The following is a 12,837-nucleotide window of genomic DNA, read 5'->3' as shown; positions in this document are numbered from 1 at the left end:
GTTCATCTCCGCACCATCAGCTCGTTGAAGACCAGGCCGCGCCACTGCTCCCGATAGGAGCCGAGGAACGACGGCAGCGGCTGCTGCCAGGTGTGCCCCCGTGCGGCGCGGCGGCGCAGGACGTAGTTGAATCCGTGCGTGCGGTAGATCCGCCCGCCCGCCGCCTGCACCGCCTCCAGCAACTGGCCGTCCACCGTGCGCGGCAGCGGCCGGAACCCGCCCACCGCCTCGAACGCGGCCCGCGCGATCAGCATGGTCCCCCCGGCGACCTGCGGGACGAACCTCTCGGTCCCGATGGGACGTCTGATCGTCACGTCGATCGGCTCCAGGTAGACGAACTCGGCCGCGGAGCCGACGAGGTCGGCGCCGGAGTAGAGCTGCGCGAGCAGCAGGTCGGCGAGGTGGTCGGGGCCGTACCAGTCGTCGTCGTCCACCTTCGCCAGGAACGATCCGGACGCGACCGCCGCCATCCGGTTCAGCACCTCGCCGAACGGCCGGGCGGACGGAGCCGTGACGACGGTGACGGGGAACGGGCCGCCGTCGATCTTCGTCTCCCTCGCCGCCGCGCTTTCGAGCCGGTCACCGTGCAGGCCGACGATCAGCTCGGCCCGCACTCCGCGCTGCCGCCTCAGCTGCTCCAGGGCGAACGGGAGCATCTCCGGGCGGCGCGTGCACAGCAGGATCGAGACCGACGGCTCGGGCGGCACCGGCAGCCCGGCGGCCGAGGCGATGCCGCTCCAGCGGGCCGCCGCACCGTGGACGCGCAGCGCCCGGCGGCGCAGCGTGATGCTGATCTCCTCCCGGTGGAGGTCGGAGTCGAGTCTGTCCGGCTCCACCGCCACCAGCGCGGTGGCGAGCTCGGGCCCCAGGGCCGCGTCGCGCGCCGGGTCGTCTTCGGCGACGACCGGGACCCCCGCAGCGGCCAGGGCCGCGACGATCCCCGCCGCGATCAGGGGCCTTCCCTCCAGCGCGGGCACGACCACGCCGCGTACGTCGCGCAGCCGGGCGACGTCGGCGTCGGTGAGGCCGCCGTCCGGCGGGAGCCGTACGAGCACGTCGGGACCGCAGGTCACGGCGAGGCCCGGACCATGCTCGGCGAGCGCGGCCAGCGGCATCGACGGGTCCGGCCGGAACCCGATGGGGTTGATCACGACCTCGTCCACCGGAGGCAGCAGGTCGGGATGCGGGTCCGGATGCCGGGAACCGATGGGGCGCCGGGTCACGAGCGGGACGGAGTCGCGCCGCTGCCCCGGGTTCCAGGGCACCGCCTCCCAGGGCCCCCCGTCTCCGGGCACCGCGTGCCAGGGCGTCGCGCCGTCTTCCGCGACACGCAGCAGGAGATCGCATCCGGGGGCGTCGCGCCGTTCCGGGACCCGACCTCCCGGCGGCGAGGGCGTCGCGTTGAGATCACCGGGCCGCCACCGGGCGGCGTCCGCCCCGGCGAGGCCGACCACCGGCTGGGTCAGGTGACGGCGTGCCCCGAAGAGCCCGTGCGCGACATGGGCGAGCACCTCGCCGGCGGCCACCGGCTCGGCGAACCTGGCGTCGATCTGCCAGCCCCGTGATCTGCGCCTGATCCGCAGATCCACCAGATGCCGCCAGGCCGTTCCGTCGCCCGCCGTCGGCAGCGGCTGGACCGCCCACGGCGGGACCTCCGCCACCGCGATCCGCACGCGCGGCGCCCGCGGCAGCAGGTCGCGCATCGGTACGGCCCTGCGCACGTCGGCCGGGGACCGCACCGCGATGACGACCGAGTCGTACGGCCCGGCCACCGCCGAGCCGGCGACCACGCCGATCTCGGCCAGGCGGGTCCACGGGCCGGGGAAGACCTCGGTGAGACGGTCGAGCAGTTCGGGACAGGATTCGAACCCCAGGCAGGCCCCCCACGTCCGCACGGTCCGCGTCCCGCCCCGTGTCCCGCCCCATGTCCCGCCCCGGGCGGCGGCCCGCGTGGTGATCCTCGTGGTGATCCGGGCGGCGGCCCGGATGGTGGCCTGGGTGGCGGCTCGGGTCACCCGCCCTCCTCTGGTCCTCGGCCGGTGGCCCCGGCGATCCCGCATCACATCGACCGGGACAGCATCGCGAAAGGCACGGCTGGAGTGGCCGTCATACACCCGTTCTTGGCTGAAGGTTTACGGGGGTTCCCAGGCGAACACGTTACGATGCCGAACCAAAGATCCCCCGAGGAGCATCCCGACCATGGCATTCCGTCGATTGATCCCCATCGCCGTCGCGTGCTCGCTGACGACAGCGATGGCCACACCCGCGCAGGCGAGCCGGACCGCGCCAGAGCCGTACTGCGTGGTGCACAAGTGCATCGCGCTCACCTTTGACGACGGCCCGGCGGAGAACACCGAGACCCTGCTGAAGGTCCTGAAGAAATACAAGGCGAAGGCCACGTTCTTCATGATCGGAAATCGGGTCAAGAAGAACCTCAAGCTGGTCGGCAAGGTCGCCAAGGACGGCCACGAGATCGGCAACCACACCTGGGACCACAAATACTTCACCGATCTCACCTCCCAGCAGATCTACGTGGAGGTGCGGGACGCCCAGCGGATCATCAAGAAGGCCACGGGCAAGAACCCCGTGCTGTTCCGCGCGCCCGGCGGCCTCTACACGGAGGACGCCAAGGAGATCGTGGCGAAGTTCGGGATGGTGCAGATCCCCGGCACCGTCGCCACGAAGGACTACATCAAGGACTACCGCAATGTGAAGTTGCTCACCTCGAAGGCACTGGAGATCGCTGAGCCGGGCGCCGTGGTCCTGATGCACGAGACCGTCAAGGAGACGATCTCGTCACTGCCCACCGTGCTGCGGGAGCTGACCAAGCAGGGATACCGCTTCGTCACGGTCTCCAAGCTGCTCGAGGGCCAGAAGCTCACCCCGGGTGAGGTGTATCCCGACATGCTGCCGGACGACTCGGACGAAATGGAGTTCCCGGACGGGACCGAGGGCTAGAGGCCGCGGCGTCCCCGCCGCGGCCGATCCACGACCTGCCGAGGCGCCGTGCCGGTGACTCCACGAAACGGTACGTCAACCAGCTCACGCACAGCAGCACCGCGAGGTAGCCGAGCGTGAGGGCCATCTGGACGACGGCCGGCATGGCGCGCAGGTCGCCCACCACGCCGCTGAGATACGTCATCAGTGGAACGTGCAGCAGATAGACCGAGTAGCTGATCAGGCCCAGCCAGGTCAGCGCGGTGGGCACGGTCCGTCCGCGCAGGGCCATGCCGATCGCGAAGGTGCCGCCGGCGAGGGCGACCGTGGTGATCCACACGTCGGGCTGCACCCACCACCAGCCCGCCTGGATCGACCAGACCGGCGCCACCGCCACGAGCACAGCCGAGACGGCGACCGGGACGAGGCCGCCGGTGCCCTGCTCCCAGCGGTAGATCGCCGTCCCGGTGAACATCACCGCGAGGATCATCGCCCCGAACCACGGGACGTAGCTGCCGGACAGGAGCAGCGTGAGCGCCATCAGCCCCAGAACATAGGCCGCGATCGTGCGGAACCGGCCGGAGATCAGGCAGGCCATGCCCGCCACGAAGAGCACGAACGCGATGATCGCGGGCCAGTGATCGGGCAGCAGCGGGCCGGACAGCACCAGCCCGGCGCAGATCGCCGCCACCCCGAAGACGATGGCGATCAGCCCGCTGCGCCGGTGCGCGCCGCGCACGAACAGAGCCGTCACGATCAGGTAGAACACCATCTCGTACGACAGCGTCCACATCGTGTTGACCATGCCGCCCTGGTGTGCCACGTCGAACAGCATGGTCACGTGCGCGGCCACCGCCGAGAAGTGGCGCGGCACCGAGTCGCGTACCGGAACCCAGAACGCCATGACGAGCACGAGCCCGACGACCAGCAGGTAGATCGGGTAGAGGCGGAACAGGCGGCTGATCCAGAAGGCACGTACGTCGCCCCGGCGCTCCAGCGACGCCGGAATGATGTATCCGCTCACCAGGAAGAACACCAGCACGCCGTAGATGCCGATATTGAACCGGTACGGCCGGAGCGACGGCATCGCCCACGGAAGCACGTGCTCGGCGACCACCGCAAGGGCGCCGAGCCCGCGTAACGCGTCGAGCCAGGCGAGCCGTGCGCCGTGATCAACGGATGTGCCCTGCGGGGCGGTGTCGGGCTGAGCGGCAATCACCGCGATACCATACCCGCCCTACACAAACCACACTGAAAGATTCCGGCGAGGGATCACTCCCACTCGATGGTGCCGGGCGGCTTGCTGGTGATGTCGAGGACGACGCGGTTGACCTCGCCGACCTCGTTGGTGATCCTGGTCGAGATCCGCGACAGCACGTCGTAGGGCACACGGGCCCAGTCGGCGGTCATCGCGTCCTCGGAGGTCACCGGCCTGAGCACGATCGGATGGCCGTACGTGCGGCCGTCGCCCTGCACGCCGACCGACCGCACGTCGGCCAGCAGCACGACCGGACACTGCCAGATGTCCTGGTCGAGGCCGGCGCGCGACAGCTCCTCGCGGGCGATGGCGTCCGCCTCACGCAGCAGGTCGAGGCGCTCGCTGGTGACCTCGCCGACGATCCGGATGCCGAGGCCCGGGCCGGGGAACGGCTGCCGCCAGACCATCGCCGGGGGCAGGCCGAGCTCCTCGCCGACCCGTCGCACCTCGTCCTTGAACAACGTGCGCAGCGGCTCGACCAGCGCGAACTTCAGGTCCTCCGGCAGGCCGCCCACGTTGTGGTGGGACTTGATGTTGGCGGTGCCGGTGCCGCCGCCGGACTCGACGACGTCGGGATAGAGCGTGCCCTGGACGAGGAAGTCGACCGGGCCGTCGGCGAGGATCGCACGCTGCTCGTCTTCGAACACCCGGATGAACTCCCGGCCGATGATCTTGCGCTTCTCCTCGGGGTCGGTCACGCCGGACAGCGCCTTGAGGAACCGCTCGGCCGCGTCGACGACGCGGAGCTTCACCCCGGTCGCCGCCACGAAGTCGCGCTCGACCTGCTCGGCCTCCCCCTTGCGCAGCAGCCCATGGTCGACGAACACGCAGGTCAGCCGGTCGCCGATGGCCCGCTGGACAAGCGCGCCTGCCACCGCGGAGTCCACGCCGCCCGACAGGGCGCAGATGGCCCGGCCGTCGCCGATCTGTGTCCGCACCGCCTCGATCGCGTCCTCGACGATGTTGAGCATCGTCCACGACGGGCGGCAGCCGGCCGCCTCGAGGAAGTGTCTGAGCACGGCCTGCCCGTGCTCGGAGTGGAGCACCTCGGGGTGGAACTGCACGCCGTACAGGCCGCGCGCCGGGTCCTCCATCGCCGCGACCGGCGTCGCCTCGGTCGATGCCGTGACGACGAACCCGGCCGGGGCCTCGACCACGGTGTCTCCGTGGGACATCCAGACCGACTGGGTGGCCGGCAGCCCGGCGAACAGCGCTCCCTCCCGGAGCACGCTCAGCGAGGTACCGCCGTATTCGGCGGCCCCCGTCCTGGCCACCTCGCCGCCCAGCTCCAGGGCCATCGCCTGATAGCCGTAGCAGATGCCGAGCGTCGGCACCCCGGTCTCGAACAGACCGGCGGGGACGGCCGGCGCACCCTCGGCGTACACCGAGGACGGACCGCCGGACAGGATGATCGCCTTGGGCTCCCTGGCCAGCATCTCGGCCACCGGCATCGTCGAAGGGACGATCTCGGAGTAGACGTGGCATTCACGCACCCGGCGGGCGATCAGCTGCGCGTACTGCGCGCCGAAATCCACGACGAGGACCGTGTCGAACTCAGACACCGGAAGGGACCCCCAAAGGCAGCGAGCGGCAACGCCAGTTTATCGGCGGCCCGCGACCACCCCGCCCGCCCGATCGCTCAGACCGCCGAGGGGTGCAGGGCGAGCGCCGGATAGTCCGTGTACCCCCGGTGGTCGCCGCCGAAGTAGCTGGCGGTGTCGCTCTCGTTGAGCGGCGCACCGAGGCGCAGGCGCAGCGGCAGGTCGGGGTTGGCCAGGAACGCCCGGCCCAGCGCGACCAGGTCGGCGCCCCACTCCAGCCATTTGGCCGCGGTGACGGCCGGGTCGACGCCCGCCGGGTCGTTGACGACGAGGGTGGCCGGCCACAGGTCGCGGATCCGCCGGCTGAGCTCGTCGCCACCGGCCGCCACCATGTGCAGGTAGACGAGATCGAGCCTCGCGAGCTCGGACACCAGGGCCGGATAGAGCTCGTGCGCGTCGTCCTCGACGAGGTCATTGACGCCGTTGGCCGGCGACAGCCGGATGCCCACCCGGTGCCCGCCGATCTCGGCGGCGACGGCCTCGGCGGTCTCGACGGCGAATCTGATCCGCCCGGCGACCGTTCCCCCGTAGCGGTCGTCACGCAGGTTGGCGTTCTGCGACAGGAACTGGTGGATGAGATAGCCGTTGGCGCCGTGCAGCTCGACGCCGTCGAACCCTGCGTCGATCGCCAGGCGGGCGGCCCGCACGAAGTCCCGGGTGGTCTCCTCCACCTCGGCGGTGGACAGCTCCACCGGGACGGGGTGATCCTGCGGCCCGTCCGGGGTGAAGATCTGCCCGGCGGCCCGTACGGCCGAAGGCGCGACGGGGAGGGCACCGGTGTTGCCGGGATGGCCGATCCGGCCCGCGTGCATGATCTGGGCGAAGATCCGCCCGCCCGCCGCGTGCACGGCATCGGTCACCTCACACCACCCGGCCACCTGTTCGTCGGTGTGCAGCCCCGGGGTGTCCATATAGCCCTTGCCCGCGGCGCTGGGCTGGACCCCCCCGGTGATGATCAGTCCGGCCGAGGCGCGCTGGGCGTAGTAGAGAGCCGTCAGGGATGAGGGGATTCCCGCCACATACGAGCGCGAGCGGGTCATGGGCGCCATGGCGAGGCGGTTGGGCAGGTGCAGCGAGCCCAGCTCGTAGGACCTGAACATCATGATCCGACCTTTCTGAGGGTTTTGACTTGGTTCGCCAATTTGGCCGACCAACTTGGCCGACCATCCATGTTTTACAACTTGGCCGACCAATATGCAAGCGGGTACTCTGGTGGACACAAGAAAGGGTGTGAGACCCGCCATGGCGGAGCCGCTGGTTGACGACACGACGGCAGGTTCGAGCCCGCGAGAGGACGCCGAGAGCATCAGCTGCCTGATGGCCTTGGCTTCACACGGACACCGGGTGCTGCACGCGGCCCTTCTGGCCGAGATCGACCTCTACCCCGGGCAGGACCGCGTGCTGAACGCACTCTGGGACAACGGCCCGCAGGCCCAGAGCAGGCTCGCCGCCATCTTGGGCATCGACATGTCGACGATGACCAAGAGCCTGCAGCGCCTGGAGCGCAGCGGCCTGGTGAGCCGCTCCCCCTGCCCCACGAATCGGCGCATCAGCATCGTGAGCACCACGCCGAAGGGCGACGCGCTGGAACCGGAGGTCCGCCGGATCGACGAGGAGACCCAGCGGCGGATGACCCGCGGCCTGACCCCGGAGCAGGAGGAGACGCTCCGCTCGCTGCTCGCCGTGATCAGGGCGAACGTGTGCCCACAGGCCGACTCACCCGGAAGCTGATCCCCCCGCGGCCACAGCCGACGCCTGTCGTCAGTCGGGAAGCGTCGGGCCGCCGGGGCGGACCCGTCTCACAGGCCGTGCCCGTCTCACAGGCCGTGCCCGCCCGCGCCGTGCCGTACCCGTCTCACGGGGTCCCAGTAGCAATGAAGAAATTTCCAACGAAGTTTCCTCTGATCTGCGGTGATTAAGGGTTCTGCGGCTTAGGTTGCGATTCACTTACGGCTTGGGCGGCCGGTCCGTTGTGGGCGGTGTGGGATCGGGACGCGGAGGTCGTCCGGACGGTGCTGTGTAAGGCGGACAGGCGGTCCAGCGAAGGGTATGGCGGGTTCGTGATCGAGGGGCGGGCATGACGATGCGCCCTTCCTGGCCGCCTGCGCCGACGCCGAAATCTCGGCGCGGAAGCTGGATCGGTATGAGGAGGCGCTGCGCGAAAGGCCGGCTTCCGGGTCGAGCCGACGATCAGACGCTGCAGGCGCGGCCGTCTCGTAATCCGTACGGTCCCTGGGCGGTGCGGAGCTGGCGGCGGAGGACTCGGCCGAGGCGCTACCAGCCGCCGGAGTCGCCGCCGAAGTGGCTCCACAGGATGTCGGCGGCGTCTGCCGCCATGCGGGCGGCTTCCCGCATCATCGGGGGAAGGTTCTCGTCCGTGGCCATCGGCGTCAACGCCTTGGTCAGCGCAGCGCCAAGGGTGACCATCGCTGCGGTGATGTGGTCGGTGTCCTCGATGGTCGACAGGTCCAGCTCTTCCTCGCCTTTCTGACGGAGTGCGGTGATGTCCGCTCGCAGGACGGTGCCGCCGGTGTAGCGGCGCACAAGGTGCGGGCCGAGAATCTCGTTCAGCGCGAGCACCGCGTGGCCGCAGTCGTCGGCGCAGACGGCGTACGCGTCACGGTGGGGGATGGCGTGCTCATCCAGGAGCCGAGCCGCGGCCGCGGCGATCGTGAACGCCCGGCAGGCGTGGCCGAGCACCACCGGGGCGGGCGGCAGGGGGTCCGTGCTGGTGTGCCGGGTGAAGGCGTCGGCCTCCTGGTGCAGCCGGGCGGCGAGTTGGCCGCATACGGGCTCTTCGTTGTTCATCAGGCCTCCGGTATTTACTGCGATGAGGCGCCGGCAAAAAACGTGCCACCAGCCGGCACACGGTTGATCTAGGTCCCTGTCGTCGGCGAGGTAATCGAGGTGTCCACACCTCGGAGGGAGGGGCGCTCAGCCCGTCACGGTCCAGCCCCGTCATCCGTGCTGTCCAGACCCACGACACATCTGACAGCCGTAGACAACAATTAGGAAATATAAATTTCCCATTTTGTCAAGGTCCATCTTGCCGACCTCCCTTGATTGTGATACACGTCACATCGATTGAATTAGAATCTTCCTTGATTGTCCGGTGAGTCGGGGTTACGTTCAATCAGTGCAAAGGTGGGTTTGGTTGATACCAAGCCAATTCGTCCGTCTATCACCGGAGGTTATACGTGCTTAAATCGCGACGCCTCGCCCTGACTTCGGTCATTGGCGCCGCGGCTATCGCCGCAGTACTGACCTCGGCTCCTACGGCTATGGCCGCTGCCCCTCCCCGATTCCGCCGTCGGTCGACACCTCGGCGCTCAGCCCCCAGCAGCTTGAGCTCCTCAAGTCCAGCGCACCCAAGACGATCGCGCTGGATCCACGGACCGGCAATGTGCTGTCGGTGACCGAAGGCAGTCTCGCGACACCGATGATCAGCCAGCACAGTACCTGCAATTCGGGAGACTTCTGCTACAAGTCTGGCCAGGTGCCGTACGCGGACCAAGGGTTTTACGGCAGCGCGGGCACGAAGACGGGAAGTTGGCCATCCCGCTCCTACTTCTACACTGGCAGCTACACGGGCAAGGCCTGCTGGACCTACAGTGGATCGTCGCCCTGCAGTGGTCCGTGGGGCCCCGGCAACACCATCACCTTCAGCGGCTCGCTGGTCACGGGCACCAGCGTCACCCTCTACTAGAGCCGATGGCCAGCACATTACCTCTGCCGACACGGAAGGTGATTGAGTGACAACTGCCGATTCTACGGGCAGGTAAAAAATGGCGGGAAGGCAATTTTTGCCTTCCCGCCCTTCGTAATAGTTTCGGCCCCGGATACGGGGTCCTATTATCAGACAATCAAAGCCATAGCAAGATCATGACCTGTGAGAACGTTCTTACTATTAGTCGGCTACGGATTGGGAGCTTGCCGCGAGAGGGTTTGATTGCTTACCGACAGCACCCGACCGGTATGTGGGTCCAACTCCACCGTTTTCCCGCCCGGGACGGCATCGTTCCCCTCAGAAACCGACAGCACCTGACCGGTATGCGGGTCCAACGCGATCGTCTTCGGCGTGTCGGACTGCAGGAGCTCTCGCTCCTGAGAGCTGAGCGCTGAGGTGTCCGCCGACGGGGCTGGCGACGGGCCACCGGCACTGACTATGGAAGCCGAAGCCAGGGCCGATACGACAGCAGCCACGCTGACCGCCAAAGCCAGGGCGAGACGTCGCGATTTAAGCACGTACAACCTCCCGAGAGGGATAGGACTAGCCGGAGACACATGCGACAGCGCCGCTCGACCCTAGCCTGATACTCCGCAAGGTGCGGAACTATTTGCTTTCAATGCGGGAACGAAAACCGGCGACAAGCCTGTGTCCACTTGCTCGACACCAGCTTCCAGGCATCGTCCAGCAGCGTACACGGCGCGATCAGCTCTTCCAGCTCCCATTCCAGACGCACCAGCACACCCCGTTTGCCCGAAGGGCCCCGGAGGTTGGGACCCGGTCCCCTACCCGACGAGAAGCCCCCATACCCGAGAGGCCGGCACGGTCTCCCCGTTACGGCGACGGCACGTGCAATGGCGCGGGCTATCATCACGTCCACCCCGCAGTCTGCCCATCGCGTCGAGGCGGGAACGGTCTGCACCGAGATCGCTCAGGGCGTCAGCCCCAGCTCACGCAGCTGCGCGGCCCTCAGCGGCCGCCATCCCGTGGTGTCGAGCTTGGCCAGTTCCGCTTCCACGTCCACGTTGATGACCCCGAAGAAGTTGATGTTGTCGCTGTGGCCGGGCGAGATATGGGAAAGGACCTCATCCGGCACGTCCCGGCCCTGAGAGCGCAGCTCCAGCACTGCTCGCGAATAATATTCTGTCGTCCACGCGACTACCGAGTTGGTCAGCACGGTCAGGCACCACGCCTGCTCGGTCTGCTGCTCGAGGGGCGGGCGGGTGATGGTGCCCTGCTGGGCGTAGTGCAGGTCCCGGCGCAGCGCGTGCAGGCTCTCACCCTTGTTGAGCTGGCGTGAGATCTTCCTCCTGAACGCCGGGTCCGACAAGTATTTGGCCAGGTGGACGGTCCTGCGCAGCATCCCCCATTCCTTCAGCGCGGCGGCCAGGGTGTTCTGTCGGGAGGCCGCCGACCACTTGTCGACGATCAGCGAGGCGGTGGCCTGGCCGTACTTTAGCGAGCCGGCCATCCGCAGCAGGCCGCCAGCGTGGGTGAAGCAGTTCAGGAAGCCGGTACGGGCGTCCAGTTCGATCAGCAGCGAGGCGATCGGCGCGAACGGCAGCATGGCGGCCAGTTCCTCCTTCAGTGCCTTGGCCTCCGCCGGAATGTCCTCGGCCGACAGCGGCGGCACCACCAGATGCACCTCCTCATCCAGCCGGACCGTACCGGCGTCATCGGGCGAGGCGCCGGCGAGGGTCTGCTCCAGCTCCGCCAGAGCTGCGTGCAGTTCCTGTTTGCCCTGCTCCAGCGCGTCGGTCGCGCCCTGCGGCTTACCGACCAGGCGGCAGTACTCGGCCCGCTTGGGCGCCCACTGCTCGGCGGTGTACAGGTAGGTCGCCGGGTCGGCGTACCGGCGGCTTCCGGGCACGAACACATCCCCGCTGCGCAGCCCATCCCGCAAACACAAGATCACACACAGCTCCCAGTAGTGCCGAAACGCGGTGTCCTCGCCGGATTTGCGGGCCTTGTCCAGGTAGTCGGCGTACTTGGCGGGCACGAAACCGGTCGGCGCCCCACCTTGCGGCCGCCCAGCCGGTTCATCTCCTTCAAGACGGCCACCGCCTCCATCAGCTCGCCCGTGCCGGGCCCGCCCTGAAAGTCGATCGCAGCCAGCACGTTCGGGGTGAACCGCCGCAGATAGGTATAGGAGGACTCCAGCTCCGACAGCCGACCGTGGTCCTTGGGCAGTGGCTTCCACGCATCCGAGGTGATCTCACGCAGCCGCTGCATGCCGATCCGTTCGCGCAGCATCCCGCCGACCTCGTCGTCGGGGATCGACGGGTCGGCCAGCACCGGAAGGATCATGTCCATCAGCAGGTGCCGGGCCTCACCCTTCTTGGCCCGTTCAACCAGCACCTCGTCAGTCTTGGACTTCGCGCGGGACTCACGCGCCGAGACGGCCTGATCGAACAACGCCACCACCTCGTCCAGCTGATCGACCGCCGCCTGGGCCACGAACGCCAGCAAGATCGGGAACTTGCGCTCCTTGCGCCGCTCCAGCCCCTGATTGGTCGAGCGGCGCGCGACCTGGGCCAAAAACCGGCGCCGCTCGTTCGGCAGCAGCGACAGGTCCATCTGATGCGCGTCCACCGCGCGTAGCCAGCCCAGCTTGTCGATCGCGGTCTTCACCGACGACGCCGAGGCGTCCTTGGCCGGGGTGACCAGCCACTCCAGCCGGGTCATGCCCAGCCCCGCATCGACGGTCAGCATCAGCTCCAGGTCGGCGCGGACCTCATCGGTCAGCAGGTGCGCCACCAGCTGCGAGGTCAGGTCGGCGGCGCTCTTGCGCGCCGTGCCGACCATCTTGGCCAGGATGAGCGCGCCGGGCCGGATGACCTTGGCCGCCATCAGATACTCGCGCGCCAGGTTGAACAGCAGCGTCGACGAGTCATGCTCCATCGCCCGGTCCAGCAAGAACTGCTCGAGCTCCTTCATCGCCTGGCTGCCTGCCGAGGCGGTTTTCCACTCCAGGTACTTGGCGACTTGCGCCAGATGGTCCGAGCGGGTCTGTGCCCGATGGCCGTATAACGACAACGCCGCTGGCGACACGCCCAGCCGCTCAGCGACCCGGGCCACCGCCGCCAGCGGCGCCGAGGCCACATCGTCGGGCACGAACCCGAGCCACTGCAGCGTACAGAGCTGGACCAGCATGCCCAGCTGGTCCACTGAGCGCCGCCCACGACCTGGATCGACGAACGCCACGTCAGCTGGCGTCGGCGTGAAATACCGGATCAACTAATCTGCGCTGATCTCCGGGAACGAGCGCAGCTGCTCCAACTGCTCCTCGGAGAACATCTTCTCTGACAACGCAC

At 68.3% G+C, this 12,837-nt stretch carries 10 protein-coding genes; 3 read left to right on the top strand and 7 right to left on the bottom strand.

The features are described 5' to 3' along the window. Positions 1 to 2: 2 nt before the first annotated feature. The gene (locus ACQP1K_RS04945; protein WP_433499675.1) at positions 3 to 2,015 is read right to left on the bottom strand and encodes a glycosyltransferase; all 2,013 of its coding nucleotides are present in this window, start codon (positions 2,013 to 2,015) and stop codon (positions 3 to 5) included. Positions 2,016 to 2,199: 184 nt separating this feature from the next. On the opposite strand from ACQP1K_RS04945, the gene ACQP1K_RS04940 reads away from it, so the two are divergent. After that, entirely contained in the window at positions 2,200 to 2,958 is a 759-nt protein-coding gene (locus tag ACQP1K_RS04940; protein WP_433499674.1) for a polysaccharide deacetylase family protein, read from the top strand. On the opposite strand, the gene ACQP1K_RS04935 is transcribed toward ACQP1K_RS04940, so the two are convergent. The 3 genes from ACQP1K_RS04935 to ACQP1K_RS04925 form a co-directional block, all read right to left on the bottom strand. Further along, positions 2,879 to 4,156 carry an acyltransferase family protein gene (locus tag ACQP1K_RS04935; protein ID WP_433499673.1) on the bottom strand — a complete coding sequence of 426 codons (1,278 nt, stop codon included), beginning with the start codon at positions 4,154 to 4,156 and terminating at the stop codon, positions 2,879 to 2,881. The two genes, ACQP1K_RS04940 and ACQP1K_RS04935, sit on opposite strands and share 80 nt — an antisense overlap. Positions 4,157 to 4,209: 53 nt before the next feature. After that, positions 4,210 to 5,757 (bottom strand): glutamine-hydrolyzing GMP synthase, encoded by a 1,548-nt coding sequence (gene guaA, locus ACQP1K_RS04930; protein WP_433499672.1) that lies wholly within the window; start codon positions 5,755 to 5,757, stop codon positions 4,210 to 4,212. A gap of 77 nt (positions 5,758 to 5,834) precedes the next feature. Continuing rightward, positions 5,835 to 6,899: an alkene reductase gene (locus tag ACQP1K_RS04925; protein WP_433499671.1), complete on the bottom strand. Its 1,065-nt coding sequence runs from the start codon at positions 6,897 to 6,899 to the stop codon at positions 5,835 to 5,837. Between the two features lie 139 nt (positions 6,900 to 7,038). Between ACQP1K_RS04925 and ACQP1K_RS04920 the strand changes: the two genes are divergently transcribed. Then, the gene (locus tag ACQP1K_RS04920; protein WP_433499670.1) at positions 7,039 to 7,527 is read left to right on the top strand and encodes a MarR family winged helix-turn-helix transcriptional regulator; all 489 of its coding nucleotides are present in this window, start codon (positions 7,039 to 7,041) and stop codon (positions 7,525 to 7,527) included. Positions 7,528 to 8,070: 543 nt separating this feature from the next. Here ACQP1K_RS04920 and ACQP1K_RS04915 read toward each other — a convergent pair. Further along, positions 8,071 to 8,604 carry a hypothetical protein gene (locus ACQP1K_RS04915; protein ID WP_433499669.1) on the bottom strand — a complete coding sequence of 178 codons (534 nt, stop codon included), beginning with the start codon at positions 8,602 to 8,604 and terminating at the stop codon, positions 8,071 to 8,073. A 604-nt stretch (positions 8,605 to 9,208) separates the two neighbouring features. On the opposite strand from ACQP1K_RS04915, the gene ACQP1K_RS04910 reads away from it, so the two are divergent. Continuing rightward, the gene (locus ACQP1K_RS04910) at positions 9,209 to 9,502 is read left to right on the top strand and encodes a hypothetical protein (RefSeq protein WP_433499668.1); all 294 of its coding nucleotides are present in this window, start codon (positions 9,209 to 9,211) and stop codon (positions 9,500 to 9,502) included. 952 nt (positions 9,503 to 10,454) lie between these two features. Here ACQP1K_RS04910 and ACQP1K_RS04905 read toward each other — a convergent pair. Continuing rightward, the gene (locus ACQP1K_RS04905; RefSeq protein WP_433499667.1) at positions 10,455 to 11,438 is read right to left on the bottom strand and encodes a Tn3 family transposase; all 984 of its coding nucleotides are present in this window, start codon (positions 11,436 to 11,438) and stop codon (positions 10,455 to 10,457) included. After that, on the bottom strand, positions 11,435 to 12,760 hold the full coding sequence (locus tag ACQP1K_RS04900) for a DUF4158 domain-containing protein (protein WP_433499666.1): 1,326 nt from the start codon (positions 12,758 to 12,760) through the stop codon (positions 11,435 to 11,437). Before ACQP1K_RS04900 ends, ACQP1K_RS04905 begins: the two co-directional genes overlap by 4 nt. Positions 12,761 to 12,837 lie beyond the last annotated feature (77 nt).

The sequence above is a fragment of the Sphaerimonospora sp. CA-214678 genome (assembly GCF_050942215.1).
Lineage (GTDB): Bacteria > Actinomycetota > Actinomycetes > Streptosporangiales > Streptosporangiaceae > Sphaerimonospora.
The sequence above is the reverse complement of the archived record's forward strand: the minus strand, read 5'-3'. Positions and strand labels throughout refer to the sequence as shown.

What these genes read in the sequence shown, in the direction of transcription:
- ACQP1K_RS04915 (WP_433499669.1), bottom strand. Translation starts at nt 8,604, where the DNA reads ATGAACAACGAAGAGCCCGTATGCGGCCAACTCGCCGCCCGGCTGCAC.
- ACQP1K_RS04925 (WP_433499671.1), bottom strand. Translation starts at nt 6,899, where the DNA reads ATGATGTTCAGGTCCTACGAGCTGGGCTCGCTGCACCTGCCCAACCGC.
- ACQP1K_RS04940 (WP_433499674.1), top strand. Translation starts at nt 2,200, where the DNA reads ATGGCATTCCGTCGATTGATCCCCATCGCCGTCGCGTGCTCGCTGACG.
- ACQP1K_RS04920 (WP_433499670.1), top strand. Translation starts at nt 7,039, where the DNA reads ATGGCGGAGCCGCTGGTTGACGACACGACGGCAGGTTCGAGCCCGCGA.